The sequence below is a fragment of the Microbacterium sp. NRRL B-14842 genome (assembly GCF_050470785.1).
This window is the reverse complement of record NZ_JBFLUM010000001.1, coordinates 2,696,214-2,715,033: the sequence shown is the minus strand read 5'-3', so window position 1 is coordinate 2,715,033 and position 18,820 is coordinate 2,696,214. Positions and strand designations below refer to the sequence as shown.

The following is an 18,820-nucleotide window of genomic DNA, read 5'->3' as shown; positions in this document are numbered from 1 at the left end:
CCTATGACGCGTGCCTTCCCCTCGGACTTCCTCTTCGGCGCGGCGACCGCGGCCTACCAGATCGAGGGCGCCGCCTTCGAGGACGGACGGACGGCATCCATCTGGGACGCCTTCTGCCGGGTGCCCGGGGCCGTGGTCGGCGGCGACGACGGGGATGTGGCGTGCGACCACTACCATCGGTATCCGCAGGACGTCGCGCTGATGAAGCAGCTCGGGCTGCAGACCTACCGCTTCTCCACCTCGTGGTCGCGGGTGCGCCCGGACGGCGGCGCGGTCAACCAGGCGGGGGTCGACTTCTACAGCCGTCTGGTCGATGAGCTCCTCGCGGCCGACATCCTGCCCTGGCTCACGCTCTACCACTGGGACATGCCGCAGGCCCTCCAGGAGGTCGGCGGCTGGACGAACCGTGACGCCGTCGACCGCTTCCTGGAGTACGCGGGCACCATGCACGACGCCCTCGGCGACCGCGTGAACGTGTGGACGACCCTCAACGAGCCGTGGTGCTCGTCCTTCCTCTCCTACACCGGGGGCGAGCACGCCCCGGGGCACACGAGCATCGCCGAGGGACTGCTGGCCTCGCACCACCTGCTCCTCGCGCACGGTGCGACGGTGCGCGAGCTCCGCGGTCGCGATGCCTCCCTCAACCTCGGCATCACGCTGAACCACACGGTCGCCGATCCCGCCGACCCGCAGAACCCCGCGGACGTGGACGCCGCCCGGCGGCTGGACGGCCAGTTCAACCGCTGGTTCCTCGACCCCATCTACCGCGGCGCGTATCCCGTCGACACCGTGGAGGACATCCGCGCGGTGGACCCCGACGCGGTCGCGCGGTTCGAGGCGGCGGTGCACGAGGGCGACCTCGACACGATCGCGCAGCCCATCGACACGCAGGGCGTGAACTACTACCACGGCGACCTCGTGTCCGGCACGGGGCCCGACGACGCCCCGGTCTCCAGCGGCCCGGAGACGGCACACGTGACCCGGAGCCCGTACCCCTCGCACGAGGGCATCCACGCGGTCGAGCGCGGGCTGCCCCGCACCGCCCAGGGCTGGGAGGTCCAGCCGGAGGGACTCACGCGACTGCTGCAGCGGTTGTGGACCGAGTACGCCGAGCCCGCGGGAGTCGTGCTCTCGGTGACGGAGAACGGCGCGGCCTATGACGACACGGTCGTGGTGGCGGACGGGGAGACCCGGGTGCCCGATGCCGACCGCACCGCGTTCCTGCGCGCGCACCTCGACGCCGTGCTGGACGCCAGGGACAGCGGTGTGGACGTGCGCGGCTACTTCTACTGGTCCCTGTTCGACAACTTCGAGTGGGCGTGGGGGTACGACAAGCGCTTCGGGATCGTCCGCGTGGACTACGACACCCAGGAGCGGACGGTCAAGGATTCCGGCCGCGAGTACGCCCGGATCATCGCCGCGCGCTCCCTCTGACCCGTTCGAATCGCCCGATTGGCTCCATCCGCGGCCGAGATGGGACCAATCGGGCGATTCGAAGCGGGGATTTTCACGGGCGAGGGTCCGGGTGGATGAGAATGGGGCGATGGAAGAGAGCAAGCGATGATGTCGCCCCGGGCGACCATCGAGGAGGTCGCGACGGCCGCCGGCGTGTCCCGGTCGACCGTGTCGCGGGTCGTCAACGGGTCGACGGCGGTCAGCCCGGAAGCGCTCGCCGCCGTGCGCGCCGCGATCGACGAGCTCAACTACGTGCCGAACCGGGCCGCGCGCTCCCTCGCCTCCCGGCAGACGCACGCGATCGCCCTCATCGTCCCCGAGGACACGTCGCGCTTCTTCGGCGACCCGTTCTTCGCAGCGATCGTGGCCGGCATCACCGGCGCCCTCCGCAGCTCCGACTACCTCCTGAACCTGCTGATCGCGAGCGACGACCCCGGCGACAAGATGACCAGCTTCGTGCGCAACGGCGGCGTCGACGGAGCTCTCATCGTGTCGCACCACACGAGTGACGCCTTCGTCGACCGGATCGCCGACGCGGTCCCCGTCGTCTACGGCGGCCGCCCGGTGCGCCGCGCCGAGGGGGACTACGTGGTCGACGTCGACAACGTCGCGGGAGCGCGCGAAGCCACGCAGCGCCTCGTCGACATCGGACGCACCCGCATCGCCACGATCTCCGGCCCGCTCACGATGCCCTCGTCGACCGACCGCGTGCAGGGGTTCCGCGCCGCGCTCGCCGCCGCCGGTCTCACCCCCTTCGCGGAGGAGGAGGGCGACTACAGCGAGGCGAGCGGAGCCGACGCCGCCCGCCGGCTGCTCGCGGAAGGGCGGCCGGACGCGATCTTCGTCGCCAGCGACCTCATGGCCCGAGGGGCGCTGACGGCGCTGCGGGGCGCCGGGGTGCGGGTTCCCGAGGACATCGCGCTCGTCGGCTTCGACGACTCGTCGGTGGCGCTGACCACCGATCCGCCGCTGACGACCATGCGCCAGCCCATGTACGCCCAGGGCGAGGCGATGACGCAGGTGCTGCTCTCCCGGCTCGCGGGGGAGGATCCGCCGCGCACCACGATCCTGCCGACGGAGCTCGTCGTCCGCGGTTCCGCCTGAGCCGCGTCGACCCCGGACACGGGTGAGGCCCGATCGCGGACGACCGGGCCTCGGTGGTGCCGGAGCGAGTCCGACGAGAGGGTCAGTTCCCGTAGAGGGAGACGACCCCGGTGCGGTCGGCGGTGGTCATCGAGAGGTCGTCCGAGCTGCCGTTGCACTGCGGGTAGTGCATGATCGACGACGAGTCGTACGGGGTGAGCGGACGCCAGTTGTTGTCCTCGAAGCAGGTGCCGGCCTCCGGACGGGTGTGCTCGTGGCGGAAGCCGAGCACGTGGCCGAGCTCATGGCCGAGCACGTTCGTCGGCGTCCACGCTCCGGCGCTCCAGATCGAGTCGTCGATGAGCACGTTCTGCTGCCGGGCCGGCGTGCTGGGGAAGAACGCACGGGCGATGTACTGCGTCGTGGCCACCGGCTCGACGGAGAAGACGACGGCGTTGTTCCGCGTGGTGCAGTTGGCGTCCGCGCTGCTCACGTACCGGAAGTCGATCTTCGAGGACGCGGACTCCCAGAGCGCGGCGCCGCCCTCCATCGCCCGGACGACGTCCGCGTGACGGCTGCCGAACTTCGTGCTCACGCAGTAGGTGAGGTTGGCCACCTGCGACGCCGACCACTTGTCGTCGATGTTGTTGACCGTGTTGACGATGAGGCCGTCGTTGCGGGTCTCGGGGCCGATCAGCCGGTCGTAGAAGGCGCGCAGCTCCTTCTTGCCGGAGATCACCTCGTCGCCGTTGACGACGTAGGCGCCGTCCACGTCCCGATAGGTGGACGACGCGAACTCCTGGTACGAGGGCGCGGAGTCGTCGGGCGACGCGGCCGTGGCGGGGATGACCGCGCTGAGGCTGAGCGCGGCCGCCGCGGTGGCGGCGAGCGCGAGTTTTCTGGTGAATCGCATGGAAGATCCTCTTCGATCTGAGCGGTGCCGCGCGTCCGGTGGGCGAGCGGTCTCCGGTCCGGACGGTGAGCATCGCTGCCACCGAGGGGCCGAAGCCCGCTCACGCTAACCGCGCCGTTTCGACGGGGTCAAGGCGCGACACGGCCCGTCGTGCGCTTTCTGCACTCAGGTCAGGAATCCGCCCGAGGGGTCACCGCCGAAGGTCCCGTCGGCGCTCGGCCGGACGTCGGCACCGGTGGTCGACGACCGGGCCTGGTCCTCGGTCCGTCGTCGTATGCCGGAGGTCGAGGAGGGCCACGGACGCATCTCCGCCTCCCCCTCCATCGGCTGGAGACGCGTCCGTGGCTGCTGCGGCGAACCCCCGCGCCGCGAGTGCTCGCACCCTCCATAGGTTGAACGAGCATTCAGTGATTAATCTATCCCGAGACGGCCCGTGAGGGAATTCCGCCGGACCCGAAAGGTGGATGCCGTATGGCGCGATCGGATGAGCAGAATCGTCTGGCCCGCGAACGCGCCAGGGAGAACATCCTCCAGGCGGCGATCGAGGTCTTCAGCGAACGCGGCGTCGCCGGGGCGGGCATCGCCGAGATCACCCGTCGCGCCGGAGTGGCGCAGGGGCTGGTGAACTATCACTTCGGCGGCAAGGACCAGCTCGTCGCCGCGGTGATCGACCGCTGGTTCGAGACGGTCCTCGCCTTCGCGCAGGTCGAGGGCACGCCCGACGAGATGCTCGCCGCCATCATCGACGGGGCGATCGGTGCGACGGCCTTCGCGATGCCCTTGCAGCGTGCGGTGCTCGCCATGCAGCAGCAGCCGCTGACGCATCGCCTGTTCGCGGAATCGGAGCAGCGCTATGCCGACGGTGCGACGGCCGCGGAGGACGCCGTGCGCGCCGTCTTCCGCGCCCGAGGTGCCGAGGACCCGGCCCTGGAGGAGGTCATGCTCCGCAGCACCCTGGAGGGGGTGTTCGTGAAGTACTGCGTCTTCGGCGACACCTATCCGCTCGAGGACGCGCGGCGCTGGCTGCACCGCCGGTACGGGCTCCCGGAGCCGGACGCTGCGCTGCCGGGCGTGCCGGCGTCATACCGGGGCGAGGAGCCTCGACCCCGCGCGACAGCGGCGCTGCGGACCGACGCGACCTGAGCCGCGGCGCCGCTCAGCCGAGCTGCATCCGCGCGAACGCGCCGAGCACGACCCGCTCCGACTGCACGAGGTACCGCTCCAGCTCCGCCGCTCCGGCCTCGGCACCGCGGGTCAGGAAGGTGTCGAGCACGGCGCGGTTCTTCCGGACGAACGGCTCGTGCAGGGCGCGGGGGTCGTCGATCTTGAGGAACGCGAGGCGCAGCTCCGCCGCGACGTTCCGGTAGGTGCGGGCGAGGCGCGGGCTGTCGGCGACGTCGACCAGCGCGACGTGGAACGCCATGTTGGCACTGCCGACCGCGCGCCAGGCGGACGTGTCGTCGGGGGAGACCCCGGCCACGGCGGCCTCGGCCGCGGCGACCGCATCGGTCATGCGCTGGACGGCGGGATGCTCCGGTTCGGACTGCCGGAGAGCCGTGCACTCGATGACCCGGCGAGCCCGGTAGATGTCGATGACGTCGGCGATCGAGGGTGAGGCCACGGAGACGCCGCGGTGCGGGATGTGCTCGACGAGTCCCTGTTCCGCGAGCACCCGGAACGCCTCGCGCAGGGTGTTGCGGGACACGTCGAAGCTCTCCGACAGCGCCGACTCGGACAGCCGGGAGCCCGGGGCGACGTCGCCGTCGATGATGCGCTGACGGAGCACGTCGGCGAGCGGGCCCTGCTGGTTCATGCCTTCATCGTAGGGGCCGTCTCCGAGCGATGATCACACGAAAGCAACCGCGCTGTAGCACGACGGAAACATGATTGTTGAACAATCTGGTTCTGTCCGTTCTACACTGGGGGTCACCCGACACCCACCAACGACGATGGGACCCCCCTATGTCCGAGCAGTCCGCCCCCGCCCTCACCCCCGAGGACGAAGCCCGCGCCGCCCACGCGAAGAAGCGCGCCGGCCGCAGTGCCGTCATCGGCGCCATCTTCCTCATGGCCACGAGCGCCATCGGTCCGGGGTTCATCACCCAGACCGCGACGTTCACCGCCCAGATGGGAGCCGCCTTCGCGTTCGCCATCCTCGTGTCGATCCTCGTCGACATCGCGGTGCAGCTGAACATCTGGCGCATGATCACCTCGTCCGGCAAGCGCGCCGGCGAGCTCGCCAACAGCGCCATCCCCTTCTCCGGCCATGTGATCGCCGTGCTCGTCGTCATCGGCGGGCTCGCGTTCAACATCGGCAACATCGCCGGTGGCGGCCTCGGCCTCAACGCGCTGCTCGGGATCGACCCGAAGATCGGCGGCGCGCTCACCGCGGCCCTCGCCATCATCATCTTCCTCGTGAAGAAGGCCGGGAAGGTGATGGACATCGTGCTCATCGTCCTGGGCATCGCGATGATCGTGATGACGCTCGTCGTCGCGTTCATCGCCCAACCGCCGGTCGGCGACGCCCTGCGCCAGACCTTCGTGCCCGACCAGCTCAACTTCGCCACCATCACCACGATCGTCGGCGGCACGGTCGGCGGCTACATCACCTACTCCGGTGCGCACCGCTACCTCGACTCCGGCCACGTGGGCCCGCAGTACGCGAAGCCCGTCATGCGGGCCGCCGCCAACGGCATCATCGTGACCGGCATCATGCGCTACGTGCTGTTCCTCGCGATCCTCGGCGTGGTCGCCTCCGGCGTGGCGCTCGACCTCTCCTCGCAGGCCGCCAACCCGGCCGGCCAGGCGTTCGGCGCGGTGCTCGGCGACGCGGGTCTGCGGATCTTCGGCGCGATCTTCTGGGCCGCCGCGATCAGCTCGGTCATCGGTGCCGCCTACACCTCGGCGACCTTCCTCTCGACGTTCACCGCCAAGCTCCGCGGCGGCTGGCCGCTGCAGCTCGCCACGGTCGCGTTCATCGTCGTCTCCCTCGGCGTCTACCTCGCGATCGGCACGGCCCCGGCCGCGATCCTCGTGTTCGTCGGCGGCTTCAACGGCCTGATCCTGCCCATCGGCCTGACGGTGTTCATGTACATCGGCTGGTTCCGCCGCGACCTCCTCGGCGACCGGAAGTACCCGATGTGGCTGCTCATCGCGGGCACCGTCGTGACCGCGCTCACCTGGTACATGGGCGCCGTCTCGATCGGCCCCATCTTCGCCTTCCTCGGAATCGGAGCATGACATGGCGACCATCGACCTGAACTCGGACCTCGGCGAGAACGTCCCCGACCGGATCGTCAGCGACGACGCAAGCATGCTCGAGATCGTCACGAGTGCGAACGTGTCGTGCGGATTCCACGCCGGGAGCCCGGAGGGCATCCGCGAGACCCTCGCGGCGGCGGTCGCCGGCGGCGTCGTGATCGGTGCGCACCCCGGGTACCGCGACTACGAGAACTTCGGGCGCACGAAGGTCGACATCGACTCGGCCACGCTGCAGGCACATGTCGAGTACCAGCTCGGTGCCCTCCTCGGGCTCACCGCGGCGGTCGGCGGGCGGGTCTCCTACGTCAAGCCGCACGGGGCCCTCTACAACACCATCGCCCGCGACGAGCGGCAGTCGAAGGACGTGGTGGCGGCCATCACGGCGATCGACCCCTCGCTCGTGCTGCTCGGCCTCGCCGGCGGCGTCGTGCTCGACGTCGCCGAACGGGCGGGGCTCGCTGTCGCGGCGGAGGCCTTCGCCGATCGCGCCTATCAGCCGGACGGTCAGCTCGTCTCGCGCACCGAGGAGGGGGCCGTGCTGCACGACCCCACCGCGGTGGCGGAGCGGATGGTGCGCCTGGCCGCTGAGGGTATGATCCGGGCGATCGACGGCACCGACGTCGCCGTGTCCGCGCAGTCGATCTGCGTGCACGGCGACAGCCCGGGATCCGTCGCGATGGCCGCGGAGACGAAGCGCCTGCTGCAGGCGGAGGGCATCACCATCGCCCCGTTCGCCGGAGTCTGACATGGCGGTGCTCGCGACTCCCGCCCAGCTCGCCGACGCCCGGGCCGCCCGTGCGGCGCACCGCGCCGGTCACGCCGCGCCTACCAGCGGCGTCGCCCCGGGGCTGACCCAGGCGAACCTCATCGCCGTGCCCGCGGACTGGGCATTCGAGACCCTCCTCTACGCGCAGCGCAACCCGAAGCCCTGCCCCGTCCTCGAGGTGATCGAGCAGGGCGAGGTGGAGTCGCGGCTCGCGCCGGGCAGCGACATCCGCACCGACATCGGGCGCTACCGCATCTGGCGGGACGGCGAGCTCGTCGAGGAGGTGTCCGACGCGACGGCGGCGTGGGCCGAGCATCCCGACCTCGTCGCGTTCCTCATCGGCTGCAGCTTCACGTTCGAGACGGGGCTCGTCGAGGCCGGGATCCCGATCCGTCATCAGGAGCTCGGACGCAACGTGCCGATGTACCGCACGGCGGTGGACTGCACGCCAGCCGGGCGCCTCCGCGGCGAGATGGTGGTCTCGATGCGTCCGATCCCCGCGGACCGCGTGGCCGACGCCGTGCAGATCTCCGGGCGCACCCCGGCTGTGCACGGCGCGCCGGTGCACATCGGCGATCCGGCGTCGCTCGGCATCGCCGATGTGATGGCGCCCGACTTCGGCGACGCCCCCGAGATCCGCCCCGGCGAGATCCCCGTGTTCTGGGCGTGCGGTGTGACCCCGCAGGCGGCGATCATGGCGTCGAAGCCGCCGTTCGCCGTCACCCACGCCCCGGGGTACATGTTCGTCACCGATGTTCCGGATGCGGAGTACCGGGTCTGATGCGCATCCTCACGGCCTCCGACAGCGCGCTGCTCGTCGAGGCGGACGACCTCGAGCAGGCCATGCGGCTGAATCTGACGTGGAGCGACATGCCCGGTGTGCTCGAGCGCATCCCCGGCGCCCGCACCGTGCTCGTGCGGTTCGATCCGCACCGCACCTCGGCCGCCGCGCTCGCGGAGGCGCTCGCCGCGACCGAGGTCGACGCGGCGGCCCTGCCCGATGCGGGGGAGGTCAGCATCCCGGTCCGCTACGACGGGGAGGATCTCGACGAGGCCGCCGCGCTCCTCGACGTCTCGGCGGAGGAGCTGGTGGCTCGTCACCTCGCCGCGGACTGGAGAGTGGCCTTCTCGGGTTTCGCTCCCGGCTTCGGCTACGCCGTGAGCGGCGACCCCCTCTTCGACGTGCCGCGGCGGTCGTCGCCGCGCACCCGGGTGCCCGCCGGCTCCGTCGCGCTCGCCGGGGCGTTCAGTGGCGTGTATCCGCGGGAGAGCCCGGGCGGCTGGCAGCTCATCGGCCGGACCGCCCTGGAGATGTGGGACATCGACCGCGACCCGCCGGCCCTGCTCGCGCCGGGTCGACGCGTGCGCTTCGTGCGTGCGGAGCGGGAGACCGTGGCGGCGTCGCCTATGGGGGTGGCCGACGCGACGCGTGTCGACCGCCGTGCGGGCGGTCCGGCGGTCGAGGTCGTGCGATCCTCGCTGCAGCTCCTCGTGCAGGACGCGGGTCGCCGCGGCTTCGCGGCCCTGGGCGTCTCGGCCTCCGGCGTCGCCGATCGTGTCGCGATGCACGCGGCGAACCGGGCGGTGGGCAACACCCCCGCCGCGGCCGTGCTGGAGAGTGTCGGCGGAGCCGTGCTGCGCTTCCACGGTGCGGGAGTGGCCGCGGTCACCGGCGCCACGGGCCCGCTCACGCTCACCGACGCCGATGGCACCGAGCGCACGCTCCTCCCCGGGGTGCCCTTCGCGACCGTCGACGGCGATGAGCTCACGCTGGGCCACCCCGACCGCGGACTCCGGTCCGTGATCGCGGTCCGCGGAGGGCTCGCTCCGGCCGCGGCGCTCGACAGTCGCGCGACCGACACGCTCGCCGGGCTGGGCCCCGCGCCGCTGTCCGTCGGCGACCTCCTCCCGATCGGAGATGCCGCCGTGGCCGCCGTCGAGCCGGATCCGGTGCCGCGCGCGCTTCCCGCGGCCGGGGAGCTGGTCGCGCTCGAGATCACCCTCGGGCCGCGCGACGACTGGTTCACCGCCGCCGGCGTCGACGCGCTCACCGGGCAGGAGTGGACGGTCACGCCGCGCTCGGACCGCGTGGGCATCCGACTGCAGGGCGACGTGCCCCTGGAACGGGCGGTCGGCGGCGAGCTGCCGAGCGAAGGCGCCGTGACCGGGGCCATCCAGGTGCCGCCGGACGGGCAGCCCGTGCTCTTCCTCCCCGATCATCCGCTCACCGGCGGCTACCCCATCATCGGTGCCCTCACCGATCGCAGCCTCGACCTCGCCGCCCAGCTCCCGCCGGGTGTGCGGGTGCGCTTCACCGTCAAGGAGACCTCATGACCACTGTGCTGATCGCCAACCGCGGCGAGATCGCGGTCCGCGTGATCCGCGCGTGCGCCGAGGCCGGCTACACGTCGGTCGCCGTCTACGCCGACCAGGACGCCGACGCCCTGCACGTGCGGCTCGCAGACGAGGCGATCGGCCTGGGCGGCGACACCGCGGCGACGACGTACCTGTCGGTCGAGGCGCTGATCGACGCGGCCCGCCGCAGCGGTGTCCATGCCGTGCACCCCGGCTACGGCTTCCTCTCCGAGAGCGCCGCGTTCGCGCGAGCCGTCGAGGACGCCGGACTCGTCTGGATCGGACCCTCGCCGGAGAGCATCGACGCACTCGGTGACAAGATGACCGCGCGTCGGATCGCCCAGCGTGTGGGGGCCCCGCTCGCCGCCGGCACGGATCAGCCGTTGTCCGGACCGCAGGAGGCGGTGGCGTTCGCCGAGGAGCACGGCCTCCCGATCGCGATCAAGGCCGCGTTCGGTGGCGGCGGCCGAGGGCTCAAGGTCGTCCGCGAGCTGTCCGAGGTCGCCGACGCGTTCGACGCGGCCACCCGTGAGGCGACCGCGGCATTCGGCCGCGGGGAGTGCTTCGTGGAGCGCTTCCTGGAGAGCCCGCGACACATCGAGGTGCAGGTGCTCGGCGACGGGCGCGGCGGCGTCGTCGTCGTGGGCGACCGCGACTGCTCCATGCAGCGGCGCAACCAGAAGCTCATCGAAGAGGCTCCCGCGCCCGGCCTGACGGAGGCGCAGCGGGCGGCGTTCCATGACGCGGCGCGGGCGATCTGCGCCGAGGTGCAGTACCGCGGCGCCGGCACGGTCGAGTTCCTCCTCGCCGCGGACGGCACGATCTCGTTCCTCGAGGTGAACACCCGGCTGCAGGTCGAGCACCCCGTGACCGAGGAGGTCACCGGGACCGACCTCGTCCGCGAGCAGTTCCGGATCGCGTTCGGCGAGGGGCCGTCCTTCACCGACACCCCGGCTCCGACCGGGCATGCGTTCGAGTTCCGCATCAACGCCGAAGACCCCGGCCGCGGATTCCTGCCCAGCCCCGGACGGGTGGATGCCCTGCGCATCCCCGGCGGACCCGGCGTGCGGTGGGACAGCGGCATCGAGGCCGGCGACACCGTGCAGCCCGCGTTCGACTCGATGATCGCGAAGCTCATCGTGCACGCGGAGACCCGGGACGCGGCGCTCGTGCGGGCGCGTCGAGCGCTGCGGGAGCTCGCTGTCGAGGGTCCGGCGACCGTGATCCCGTTCGACCTCTGCGCCATCGACGACCCCGCGTTCGCGACCGCGACCTTCGCCGTGCACACCCAGTGGATCGAGACCGTGCTGCTCCCGGCGCTGGAGTCGCAGCCGCGCCCCGCGGTCGCCCCGGTCTCCGGACTGCAGCGCTTCCCGGTGGAGATCGACGGCCGCCGCGTGATGCTCGGTCTGCCCGCGGAGCTGCTGGCCGGCATCGGCCGTCCGGCGGGAGAGGCCGCTGCACCCGTGTCTGCGGCGGACCCCTCCGAGCTCCGGGCTCCCGCGCCGGGCACGCTCGTGCGGTGGCTCGTCGACGACGGGGCCGAGGTGGCCGAGGGAGACCCGGTGGCCGTGCTCGACGCGATGAAGATGGAGACGACGGTCACCGCGCACCGCGCCGGCACCCTCACCCCTCGCGCGGACACCGGCGCGACCCTCTCCGCCGACGCCCTCCTCGCCACGATCGCCTGACCCCGGTCCCGTCCCGTCCTGTCCCGTCCCGTCCCGTCCTGTCCCGTCCGGGCATGCGGAGTGCGAATACGTCCCTCCCGCGTCGCTCCGACGCCCGTTTTCCGTCCGGGCTCCACCCCGCAAACCCATGCGAGTGCGAAAACGGGCTTTCGAGGGGTGCGGGAGGGGCGAAACCCGTCCCGCACGCACCCGGGAGCGGGCGGGACGTTACGCGGGGTCGCCGCCGAGGGGGCCGACGGGCTCGAGGGGCTTCGGGTCGTCGGCACCGGTCTTGCGTGCCCGGGCGATGAGGTTGCCCAGGTGGTAGATGAGCAGCGCCGCGACCGTCCCGAGCACGATCCCGCCGAAGGCGAAGTCACCGAGCTGCATCGTGAACCCGGCGATGCCGATCACGAGGGACACCGCGGCGGTGTACTGGTTGACCGGCCGGGAGAAGTCGACGCGGCTGTCCACCCAGATCTTGATGCCGATGATGCCGATGAGGCCGTAGAGCGCGGTCGTCGCCCCGCCGAGCACGCCCGCGGGGATCGAGTTGAACACCTCGCCGACCTTCGGGGAGAAGGCGAGGAGGATCGCGAACAGACCCGCCACCCAGTACACGGCGGTGGAGTACACGCGGGTCGCGGCCATGACGCCGATGTTCTCGCCGTAGGTCGTGGTGCCCGAGCCGCCGAAGCCACCCGCGATGGTCGTGGCGACGCCGTCGGCGATGAGCGCGCGGCCGGTGTGGCGGTTGATGGCGGGGTCCTCGGTCATGGTCGCGACACCGCGCACGTGGCCGACGTTCTCCGCGATGAGCACGAGCACGACGGGCAGGAACATCGCGATGGTCGACCAGGTGCCCGGCTCGACGAAGTCCGGGAACTGGAAGTGCGGGAGGCCGATCCAGGGGGCGTCCGCGATGAGCTCGGCGGGGGTCTTGTCGCCGCGGAGCGGGTTGGGCACCTCGAACGAGCCGTTGAACGCGGCCCAGATGAAGCCGACGGCGACGCCGAGGAAGATCGAGATCCGTCCGAGGAAGCCCCGGAAGAGCACGGCGAAGAGGATGATCGCGACGAGGGTGATCGTGGCGGTCACCGGGTCGAGCGCGAAGTTGCTCCAGGCGGTGGGGGCGAGGTTGAAGCCGATGAGCGCGACGATGGCGCCGGCGACGACCGGGGGCATCAGGGCGTCGACCCAGCGCAGGCCGACGAACTGCACGACGAGGCCGACGACCGCGAGGAGCACGCCCACCGCGACCACGCCCGCGAGGGCCGAGCCGGTGCCGCCCGCCGCGACGGCCGCGGTGATGGGGGCGATGAAGGCGAACGAGGAGCCGAGGTAGCTGGGCAGCTGGTTCTTCGTGATGAGGAGGAAGAGCAGCGTGCCGATGCCGCTGAAGAGCAGGGTCGTCGACACCGGGAAGCCGGTGAGCGTCGGCACGAGGAACGTGGCGCCGAACATCGCGACGACGTGCTGCGCGCCGATGGCGATGGTCGCGGGCCAGGACAGACGTTCCTCGGGGGTGACGACGGCGCCGGGCTCGACGGTGCGGCCGTTTCCGTGCAGCTTCCACAAAGCCATGCGGGCTCCTCAGGGGTCGGGATCGGGGGCGGAGTGCTGGAGCAACACTACCGATTCCTGAGTTTTCCCTGTGCGCCTCGCGGTCGCGGGGAGCGCGGTGTCAGGCGCCGAGGCGGTCGATGAGCTCGCGGTACCGGGCGGCCGTCCGGGCGACGACCTCGTCGGGCAGCACGGGGGGCTCGCCCTGCCTGTCCCAGTTCGCCGCGAGCCAGTCGCGCACGATCTGCTTGTCGAAGCTCGCCATCCGCTCGGCAGGCGTCGACCCCGTGCGCCAGGCCTCAGCGTCCCAGTACCGGGAGGAGTCGCTCGTGAGGACCTCGTCCGCGAGGCGGAGGGTGCCGTCGGCGTCGGTCCCGAACTCGAACTTCGTGTCGGCGAGGATGAGGCCCTTCTCCTCGGCGATGGCCGCGGCCCGACGGTAGATCGCGAGCGAGGCGTCGCGGAGCTCGGCCGCCCGGTCCGCCCCGACGAGCTCGACGACGCGGTCGAACGTGATGTTCTCGTCGTGCTCACCCATCGGCGCCTTGTAGGCCGGGGTGAACAGTGGCTCGGGCAGACGGTCGCCGTTCTGCAGCCCTGCCGGCAGGGCGATGCCGCACACGGTGCCGTGCTCCTGGTACTCGGCCCAGCCGGAGCCGGTGATGTACCCGCGCACCACGCACTCGATCGGCAGCATCTCGAGCGACTGGGCGAGCATGGCGCGATCGGCCACCTCCTCCGGCAGGTCGCCGTCCGTGAGGTGATTCGGCACGTCCAGCTGGGCGAACCACCAGCGGCTGAGGCGCGTCAGCAGGGCGCCCTTGTCGGTGATGCCCGGGGAGAGCACGACGTCGAACGCGCTGACGCGGTCGGACGCGACGACGAGGATGCGGGTGTCTTCCGGGTCCTCGGAGGCGTAGAGGTCGCGGACCTTCCCGGAGTAGAGGTGTCGCCACCCGGGGATGGCCTGCGCGTTTCCTGCGGACGGTGTGCTCACCCGCCCATTATCCCGGTGATGCGTGCTCTTCCGCGCCGAGACCCCGCGTTCGCGTCGAGACCCCGGGGTGAGCGCGCCGGGACCCCGGGGTCTCGCCGGAAAGACGGGGTCTCGGCGGAGGAGGGGCGGGTGTATAGTCCATGTGGACTATTCGTGCGGGGCAGGGGACAGGGCATGAGGGGGAGAGGCGTGGGGAAGAGCAGGGATGTGGTGGCGGGACTCACGCCGCTCGGCGTCATGGTGCTGGCACTGCTCCGCGAGAGCGACATGCACCCGTACGAGATGGTGCGCCTGCTCCGCGCGCGTCACGACGACCGGCTCATCACCGTCACCAACGGCACGCTCTATCACACCGTCGCCCGACTCCAGCGGGCGGGGCTGCTCGACGAGGTCGGCACGGACCGCGAAGGCAACCGGCCGGAACGCACGACCTACACCCTCACCGACGCCGGACGGGAGGCGGTGGTCGCCTGGGTGCGGCGCTCCCTTCCCCGCATCGACCGCGAGACCGACGCCCGCGTCGCGCTCGCCGAGTCGCACAACCTCGACCGGGACGACGCCGTCGCGCTGCTGCAGGAACGGCGTGAGGCCCTCGTCGCCTCGTACGCTCTCCACCACGACGGCCTCGCCGCCGCCCGCGCCAAGGGCGTCCCGCCGCAGGTCCTCGTCGAGATCGAACGGCAGGAGGCGCTGCTCGACGCCGAGCTCCGCTGGCTCGACTCCCTCCTCACCCGCCTCGACGGCGACGAGCTCCGCTGGGGCCCCGACGCCTTCGACGACACCGACCGCTACCGCGCCCAGCGAAAGGCTGCACAGCAATGACCGATTCCCGTCAGACCTCGGGACCCGAGACCGGGCCCTTCGCCGCCGGTCACGCACCGAAGAGTCCGTGGCCGGCGCTCTGGGCGCTCGTCATCGGGTTCTTCATGATCCTCGTCGACACCACGATCGTCTCCGTCGCGAACCCGGCGATCAAGGCCGCCCTCGACCCCGACACGAACAACCTCGACAACGTCGTGTGGGTCACCAGCGCCTACCTGCTCGCCTACGCCGTCCCGCTGCTGATCACCGGACGACTCGGCGACCGCTTCGGGCCGAAGAACATCTACCTCATCGGGCTCGCGGTCTTCACCCTCGCCTCGCTCTGGTGCGGACTGTCCACCACGCTCGAGGGCCTGATCGCTGCCCGCGCGGTCCAGGGGCTCGGCGCCGCATTCATGACGCCGCAGACCATGGCCGTGATCACCCGCACGTTCCCGCCCAACCGCCGCGGCGCGGCGATGGGCCTCTGGGGCGCCACGGCCGGCGTCGCCACTCTCGTCGGCCCCCTCGCCGGCGGTCTGCTCGTCGACGGCTTCGGGTGGCGGTGGATCTTCTTCGTCAACCTCCCCGTCGGCGTCATCGCCTTCGTGCTCGCCTGGATCCTCGTGCCGAAGCTGAAGACCCACCCGCACCGGTTCGACGTGGTCGGCGTCGTGCTCAGCGCCGTCGCGCTCTTCCTCATCGTCTTCGGGCTGCAGGAGGGCGAGAAGTACGACTGGGGGACCATCGTGGGGCCGATCTCGGTCTGGGGGCTCATCATCGCGGGCGTCGTGGTGCTCGCGCTCTTCATCGTGCAGCAGGCGCGCACCCGCAGCGAACCCCTCGTGCCGCTCGCGCTCTTCCGCGACCGGAACTTCTCCGGCGCGAACGTGGCGATCGCCGCGGTCGGCTTCACCGTCACGAGCATGTCGCTGCCGATGATGTTCTTCCTGCAGACGGCGCGCGGCCTCACCCCGACCGAGGCGGCGATGCTGCTGATCCCGATGGCCGTGCTGTCGGGCGTGCTCGCCCCGGTCGCCGGGAAGATCCTGGACCGTGTCGACCCGCGTATCATCCTCGTCCCCGGCCTGATCTGCGTCGCGGCTGCCCTGGTCTGGTACTCCGCCCTGACCACGATGGACACCCCCATCCTGATGTTCCTGCTGCCGTCCGCCCTGATGGGCATCGGCAACGCGGGCATGTGGGGGCCGCTGGCGACCACGGCCACGCGCAAGCTGCCGCCGCGGCAGGCCGGTGCCGGCGCGGGCATCTACAACACCACGCGCACCATCGGGTCGGTCATCGGCTCCGCGTCGATCGCCGCGTTCATGCAGTCGCGGCTGGAGGCGAACCTCCCCGGTCTGGCCGACGCCCCGGCCGGCACGGGTAGCGGCGCACTGCCGCCGCAGGTCGCCGAGGGCTTCGCTGCGGGCATGTCGCAGACCCTCCTGCTCCCGGCAGGCGTGATCCTCATCGCACTCGTCGCCTCGCTGTTCCTCCGCGGACACGACCGCAAGGACGAGCCCGTCGCCACGACCCCTCCGGCGTGACCGCGGCGGCCTCGACACGCCGGTATCCACGCGGGTTCCGGCGGGGTCCGGGGTCGCGCCGAGATTCCGGTGCGCGGGAGGTGCAGGGTTAGGGTGGATGGTCGGCGGCCGCCGGGCCGCCCTTCCGAACCCCGAGGAGCACTCGACGTGAGCCGCCATCCATCCTCTCCGCCGAGCCGTCTGCGGCGGTTCGGCCGCACCGCCGGCGCGACCGCCCTCGCCGCGCTCGTCGCCGTCGGGGCGCTGCTCGCCGGAGCCGCGCCCGCCACCGCGGCCGACGACGGCGAGACCTATGTCATCGGCACCGACACGACCTTCGCGCCGTTCGAGTTCACGAACGAGTCCGGCGACCTGGTCGGCATCGACATGGATCTCCTGCGCGCGATCGCCGAGGACCAGGGCTTCGACGTGGAGATCCGCCAGCTCGGGTTCGACGCCGCCGTGCAGGCGCTGCAGTCGAACCAGGTCGACGCCGTCATGGCCGGGATGTCGATCACCGAGGAACGCCAGCAGACGTTCGACTTCAGCGACCCGTACTTCACGAGCGGCGTGCAGCTGGGCGTGCTCGAGTCCAGCGACATCGAGTCCCTCGACGACCTCGACGGCAAGACCGTCGCGGTCAAGACCGGTACCCAGGGGCAGACCTTCGCCGAGGAGAACGCCGACGAGTACGGCTTCCGCATCACGCCGTACCAGGACACGACCGACATGGTCGACGCGGTCAAGGCGGGTCAGGCCGTCGGCTACTTCGAGGACTTCCCCGTGCTCGCCTACGGCATCCAGCAGGGCTCGGGCTTCCGTCTCGTCGGCGAGCCCGCGCTCGGCGGCGAGTACGGCTTCGCGGTGAACAAGGGCGAGAACGCCGAGCTCCTGGAGATGTTCAACGCCGGCCTCGCCAACCTGCAGGACTCCGGCGAGTACGACGAGATCGTCGACACCTACCTCGCGTCGGGCGACGACGCGCAGGAGGCGCAGCCCACCGACATCATCTCGGTCGCGGTGAAGTACTGGCCGGCCCTCATGCAGGGTCTGTGGCTCACCATCCTCGCCACGATCGTCGCGGTGATCGCGGCCTTCATCCTCGGGATCATCTTCGGCTTCGGGCGCCTGTCGAAGTTCGCGCCGTTCCGCTGGATCGCGACCGCGTACGTCTACGTCTTCCGCGGGACCCCGATCCTGATCCAGGCGTTCTTCGTGTTCTTCGCCATCCCGCAGCTGATCCCCGACCTCAAGTTCGACCCGTTCGTCGCCGGTGCGATCACCCTGTCGCTGAACACCGGTGCGTACATGACCGAGATCATCCGCGGCGGGATCCAGGCGGTCGACCCCGGTCAGGCGGAGGCGTCGCGCTCGCTCGGTCTCAGCCACTGGAAGACGATGCGGAAGGTCGTGCTGCCGCAGGCGTTCCGGATCATGATCCCGTCGTTCGTGAACCAGGGCATCATCACGCTGAAGGACACCTCGCTCATCAGCGTCATCGGTCTCGCCGAGCTGACCTTCGTCTCGCGTCAGATCATCGCCTCGACGTATCTCTCGGCGCAGGTGCTGACGATCGTCGCCATCATCTACTTCGTCGTGATCACGCTGCTGACGCTGCTCGCGAACCGCCTGGAGAGGAAGGCCAACGCATGAGCAAGATCGACGTCAGGGACCTGCACAAGTCCTTCGGCGACAACGAGGTGCTCAAAGGCATCGATCTCACCGTCGAGGACGGCGAGGTCATCGCGGTGATCGGCCCGTCCGGGTCGGGCAAGTCCACGCTGCTGCGCTGCCTGAACAAGCTCGAGGAGCCGACGTCGGGGCACGTGATCATCGACGGGGTCGACCTCACCGACAAGAGCGTGAAGCTGGACGAGGTGCGGCAGCGCATCGGCATGGTGTTCCAGCACTTCAACCTGTTCCCGCACATGACCGTGCTGGAGAACATCACGCTCGCCCCGGTCGAGCTGGGCCGCATGACGAAGGCCGAGGCCCGCGACCGCGCCCGCTCGCTGCTCGAGCGCGTCGGCCTGTCGGAGAAGGCGGACGCGAAGCCCGCGTCGCTCTCCGGCGGTCAGAAGCAGCGCGTGGCCATCGCCCGTGCGCTCGCGATGGACCCGGAGATCATGCTGTTCGACGAGGCCACCAGCGCCCTCGACCCGGAGATGGTCGGCGAGGTGCTGCAGGTCATCCGCGACCTTGCCGAGGGCGGCATGACCATGGTGCTCGTGACCCACGAGATGGGCTTCGCGCGCGAGGTGTCCGACCGCACGGTCTTCATGGACGGCGGCGTCGTGGTCGAGGAGGGCACCCCCGCCGAGCTGTTCGGCGCCCCCAAGAACGAACGCCTCCAGGACTTCCTTTCCAAGGTTCTCTGACCCCGGCTTTCGAATCGCGTGAATGGCTGCAATCCGGCGACGGATGCAG

General features: G+C 71.0%; 16 protein-coding genes. 12 read left to right on the top strand and 4 right to left on the bottom strand.

Annotated elements, in window-relative coordinates:
• The first annotated feature begins 3 nt into the window (after nt 1–3).
• Both AB1285_RS13260 and AB1285_RS13255 read left to right on the top strand, forming a co-directional pair.
• A complete protein-coding gene (locus AB1285_RS13260) occupies nt 4–1,434 on the top strand; it encodes a GH1 family beta-glucosidase (RefSeq protein ID WP_268777721.1) in 1,431 nt (476 codons plus the stop codon).
• A 129-nt stretch (nt 1,435–1,563) separates the two neighbouring features.
• A complete protein-coding gene (locus tag AB1285_RS13255; RefSeq protein WP_187664081.1) occupies nt 1,564–2,559 on the top strand; it encodes a LacI family DNA-binding transcriptional regulator in 996 nt (331 codons plus the stop codon).
• An 82-nt stretch (nt 2,560–2,641) separates the two neighbouring features.
• Here AB1285_RS13255 and AB1285_RS13250 read toward each other — a convergent pair whose 3' ends face one another.
• Complete coding sequence (locus AB1285_RS13250; RefSeq protein WP_268777720.1) at nt 2,642–3,451, bottom strand: M57 family metalloprotease; 810 nt, start codon at nt 3,449–3,451, stop codon at nt 2,642–2,644.
• Nucleotides 3,452–3,922: 471 nt separating this feature from the next.
• On the opposite strand from AB1285_RS13250, the gene AB1285_RS13245 reads away from it, so the two are divergent.
• Nucleotides 3,923–4,594, top strand: a complete 672-nt coding sequence (locus AB1285_RS13245; protein ID WP_370429069.1) for a TetR/AcrR family transcriptional regulator — start codon at nt 3,923–3,925, stop codon at nt 4,592–4,594.
• 13 nt (nt 4,595–4,607) lie between these two features.
• Here the strand turns inward: AB1285_RS13245 and AB1285_RS13240 are convergent, their stop codons facing one another.
• Nucleotides 4,608–5,264, bottom strand: coding sequence for a GntR family transcriptional regulator (locus tag AB1285_RS13240; RefSeq protein WP_370429070.1), 657 nt, complete (start codon nt 5,262–5,264; stop codon nt 4,608–4,610).
• Between the two features lie 149 nt (nt 5,265–5,413).
• Between AB1285_RS13240 and AB1285_RS13235 the strand changes: the two genes are divergently transcribed.
• Genes AB1285_RS13235 through AB1285_RS13215 form a run of 5 tightly spaced genes read left to right on the top strand, consistent with a single transcriptional unit; the run spans nt 5,414 to nt 11,524 of the window.
• The gene (locus AB1285_RS13235) at nt 5,414–6,691 is read left to right on the top strand and encodes an NRAMP family divalent metal transporter (protein ID WP_259952916.1); all 1,278 of its coding nucleotides are present in this window, start codon (nt 5,414–5,416) and stop codon (nt 6,689–6,691) included.
• Nucleotide 6,692: 1 nt separating this feature from the next.
• The gene (locus tag AB1285_RS13230; protein WP_268777718.1) at nt 6,693–7,457 is read left to right on the top strand and encodes a LamB/YcsF family protein; all 765 of its coding nucleotides are present in this window, start codon (nt 6,693–6,695) and stop codon (nt 7,455–7,457) included.
• A 1-nt stretch (nt 7,458) separates the two neighbouring features.
• Nucleotides 7,459–8,259, top strand: coding sequence for a putative hydro-lyase (locus AB1285_RS13225; RefSeq protein WP_363588236.1), 801 nt, complete (start codon nt 7,459–7,461; stop codon nt 8,257–8,259).
• Nucleotides 8,259–9,812 (top strand): carboxyltransferase domain-containing protein, encoded by a 1,554-nt coding sequence (locus AB1285_RS13220; RefSeq protein WP_370429071.1) that lies wholly within the window; start codon nt 8,259–8,261, stop codon nt 9,810–9,812. The genes AB1285_RS13225 and AB1285_RS13220 overlap by 1 nt, the downstream gene beginning before the upstream one ends.
• Complete coding sequence (locus AB1285_RS13215; RefSeq protein ID WP_370429072.1) at nt 9,809–11,524, top strand: acetyl/propionyl/methylcrotonyl-CoA carboxylase subunit alpha; 1,716 nt, start codon at nt 9,809–9,811, stop codon at nt 11,522–11,524. The genes AB1285_RS13220 and AB1285_RS13215 overlap by 4 nt, the downstream gene beginning before the upstream one ends.
• Before the next feature lie 207 nt (nt 11,525–11,731).
• On the opposite strand, the gene AB1285_RS13210 is transcribed toward AB1285_RS13215, so the two are convergent.
• Nucleotides 11,732–13,087 (bottom strand): uracil-xanthine permease family protein, encoded by a 1,356-nt coding sequence (locus AB1285_RS13210; protein WP_062766125.1) that lies wholly within the window; start codon nt 13,085–13,087, stop codon nt 11,732–11,734.
• A 100-nt stretch (nt 13,088–13,187) separates the two neighbouring features.
• Complete coding sequence (locus AB1285_RS13205; protein WP_370429073.1) at nt 13,188–14,063, bottom strand: phosphoribosylaminoimidazolesuccinocarboxamide synthase; 876 nt, start codon at nt 14,061–14,063, stop codon at nt 13,188–13,190.
• A 189-nt stretch (nt 14,064–14,252) separates the two neighbouring features.
• Here AB1285_RS13205 and AB1285_RS13200 point away from each other — a divergent pair, with 189 nt between their 5' ends.
• From AB1285_RS13200 to AB1285_RS13185, 4 genes are all read left to right on the top strand, one after another.
• The gene (locus AB1285_RS13200; RefSeq protein WP_313362741.1) at nt 14,253–14,885 is read left to right on the top strand and encodes a PadR family transcriptional regulator; all 633 of its coding nucleotides are present in this window, start codon (nt 14,253–14,255) and stop codon (nt 14,883–14,885) included.
• Entirely contained in the window at nt 14,882–16,414 is a 1,533-nt protein-coding gene (locus AB1285_RS13195) for a DHA2 family efflux MFS transporter permease subunit (protein WP_187663085.1), read from the top strand. Before AB1285_RS13200 ends, AB1285_RS13195 begins: the two co-directional genes overlap by 4 nt.
• Before the next feature lie 147 nt (nt 16,415–16,561).
• Nucleotides 16,562–18,046 (top strand): amino acid ABC transporter substrate-binding protein/permease, encoded by a 1,485-nt coding sequence (locus AB1285_RS13190; RefSeq protein ID WP_315638043.1) that lies wholly within the window; start codon nt 16,562–16,564, stop codon nt 18,044–18,046.
• Nucleotides 18,043–18,771, top strand: coding sequence for an amino acid ABC transporter ATP-binding protein (locus AB1285_RS13185; RefSeq protein WP_370429074.1), 729 nt, complete (start codon nt 18,043–18,045; stop codon nt 18,769–18,771). Before AB1285_RS13190 ends, AB1285_RS13185 begins: the two co-directional genes overlap by 4 nt.
• Nucleotides 18,772–18,820: the final 49 nt, after the last annotated feature.

Coding starts and splice junctions, on each gene's coding strand:
- AB1285_RS13260 (WP_268777721.1), top strand. CDS start 4: ATGACGCGTGCCTTCCCCTCGGACTTCCTCTTCGGCGCGGCGACCGCG.
- AB1285_RS13255 (WP_187664081.1), top strand. CDS start 1,564: ATGTCGCCCCGGGCGACCATCGAGGAGGTCGCGACGGCCGCCGGCGTG.
- AB1285_RS13250 (WP_268777720.1), bottom strand. CDS start 3,451: ATGCGATTCACCAGAAAACTCGCGCTCGCCGCCACCGCGGCGGCCGCG.
- AB1285_RS13245 (WP_370429069.1), top strand. CDS start 3,923: ATGGCGCGATCGGATGAGCAGAATCGTCTGGCCCGCGAACGCGCCAGG.
- AB1285_RS13240 (WP_370429070.1), bottom strand. CDS start 5,264: ATGAACCAGCAGGGCCCGCTCGCCGACGTGCTCCGTCAGCGCATCATC.
- AB1285_RS13235 (WP_259952916.1), top strand. CDS start 5,414: ATGTCCGAGCAGTCCGCCCCCGCCCTCACCCCCGAGGACGAAGCCCGC.
- AB1285_RS13230 (WP_268777718.1), top strand. CDS start 6,693: ATGGCGACCATCGACCTGAACTCGGACCTCGGCGAGAACGTCCCCGAC.
- AB1285_RS13225 (WP_363588236.1), top strand. CDS start 7,459: ATGGCGGTGCTCGCGACTCCCGCCCAGCTCGCCGACGCCCGGGCCGCC.
- AB1285_RS13220 (WP_370429071.1), top strand. CDS start 8,259: ATGCGCATCCTCACGGCCTCCGACAGCGCGCTGCTCGTCGAGGCGGAC.
- AB1285_RS13215 (WP_370429072.1), top strand. CDS start 9,809: ATGACCACTGTGCTGATCGCCAACCGCGGCGAGATCGCGGTCCGCGTG.
- AB1285_RS13210 (WP_062766125.1), bottom strand. CDS start 13,087: ATGGCTTTGTGGAAGCTGCACGGAAACGGCCGCACCGTCGAGCCCGGC.
- AB1285_RS13195 (WP_187663085.1), top strand. CDS start 14,882: ATGACCGATTCCCGTCAGACCTCGGGACCCGAGACCGGGCCCTTCGCC.
- AB1285_RS13185 (WP_370429074.1), top strand. CDS start 18,043: ATGAGCAAGATCGACGTCAGGGACCTGCACAAGTCCTTCGGCGACAAC.